Below are 849 nucleotides of genomic sequence, written 5' to 3'. Positions count from 1 at the left end.
CGGCGCCGGCGTCTTGTTCCAGCAGTTCCAGCGTCGCCAGTGTCGCATCGCGCAGCAGCGTCATGTCTTCTTCGGTCACCACATAAGGCGGCATAAAGTACACGGTCTTGCCTATCGGGCGCAGCAAACAGCCCAGCTTGAGCATGGCGGCAAAAAAGGCCTGGGCAAAATCGGCACGCGCGCTATCCACCTCGAAAGCCCAGATCATGCCGCAGCGGCGCCAATGGCGTACACGCGGGTGTTGCTGCAAGGGCACAAGCAGCGCATCAAAGCGCAGCGCCTGCTCGCGATTGCGTGCCAGCACATCATCCTGTTCGAAAATATCCAGCACCGCCAGCGCGCCTGCGGTTTCGCCGTGGTAGCTGTTTTCCAGGCTGACAAAACGCTGCTTTTGGACGCGCCCCTGATTCTTCCAGTAATGAAAGCTCATTTTGAGGGCGATCTCGGTGGCGCTGGCGCCATCCGAGGCGTAAAACGCGTGACCGAGGCCGGTCAGTGCCGACAGGCGTTCGGATAATTCCACCACCGGGCGGTGGGTAAAGCCGGCCAGCATCACATGGTCGAGTTCGTCCAGCTGACTTCTGATGGCGGCCTTGATGCGCGCTTCGTTATGGCCGAACAGATTGACCCACCACGACGACACACCGTCGAGATAGCGCTGGCCGTCAAAATCGACAAGATAGGCGCCGTCGCCACGGGCAATCGGCACGATGGGCAGGGTTTCGTGGCGCTTCATCTGCGTACACGGATGCCAGACGGCGGCGCGGCTGCGCTGTAGCCATTCTTTATTGCGGGTCATTGTGTGTCTTTGCAAAAAATAGGCAAGGGCTCAGCCTTCCCATGGCAACT

The 849-nt window shown here is 59.8% G+C and carries 1 protein-coding gene; it reads right to left on the bottom strand.

What is annotated here, in order from left to right; translation table 11 throughout:
• Positions 1–799, bottom strand: a 799-nt coding sequence (locus EGI20_RS18880) for an aminotransferase class III-fold pyridoxal phosphate-dependent enzyme (RefSeq protein WP_498633237.1), incomplete at its 3' end; no start/stop codon positions are given.
• Between the last annotated feature and the right edge of the window lie 50 nt (positions 800–849).

It is taken from the genome of Aquitalea sp. S1-19, from assembly GCF_024343515.1.
This window is presented reverse-complemented; position numbering and strand designations above follow the sequence as displayed.